The following is a 772-nucleotide window of genomic DNA, read 5'->3' as shown; positions in this document are numbered from 1 at the left end:
AAGGACTACGTCATCTTGTCCTTCGTCGGGGGTATTTCATTTTTGTTTATGGCGGAAAGCGGCAACCTATATCGCTCATGGCGGACAAGCTCATTTAGAGAGCAAATGTTCATTGTTTGCATGTCGTGGTTAATGACAAGCACCCTACTTTTCATGGTGCTTTACTTTTCCGAAGTTTACCCTTTGTTTGACCGCAGTATCTTAGCGTTATGGGTTACTATTACGCCGGCATTACTGTTGGCGTGGCGAGTGACCTTTCGTACCGTTTTGGCCTATTTGCGAAAAATGGGCTTCAACACACGCACCGCTATCATCATCGGTCAGACCCCTCACGGCATTACCCTTGCCAACGAGATTCAAAACCACACCGAGCATGGTGTTCTATTTGACGGCTTCTATGACGAACGCTCTAGCGACAGATTGCCTAGCTCCGAATACCCAATCAAAGGCGCGGTAAACCAAGCGTTAGAACGGGCAAAACGAGGAGAAGTCGATTACGTATACATTGCGATGCCAATGCATGCTAAAGAGCGCATTGCTTCCATCCTGAACCAGTTCTCCGACACCACAGCGAACACTTATCTGATCCCGGATTTCTTTACTTACAACCTGCTCCATTCTCGCTGGGATCAAATTGGTCAAGTTCAAACTCTCAGCGTGTTCGATACGCCTTTTGCTGGCGTTTCATCCTGGATTAAACGCTTCGAAGACATTTTGTTCTCTAGCATTATCTTAGTGTTGATATCACCAATCCTGCTTGCTATCGCCATTG

The 772-nt window shown here is 46.6% G+C and carries 1 pseudogene; it reads left to right on the top strand.

The annotated features are described in order from the left end of the window. A pseudogene (locus R7P74_RS25995) lies at window positions 1-772 on the top strand (undecaprenyl-phosphate glucose phosphotransferase); the annotation flags it as partial.

This window comes from Vibrio sp. 2033, assembly GCF_033339735.1.
The sequence above is the reverse complement of the archived record's forward strand: the minus strand, read 5'-3'. Positions and strand labels throughout refer to the sequence as shown.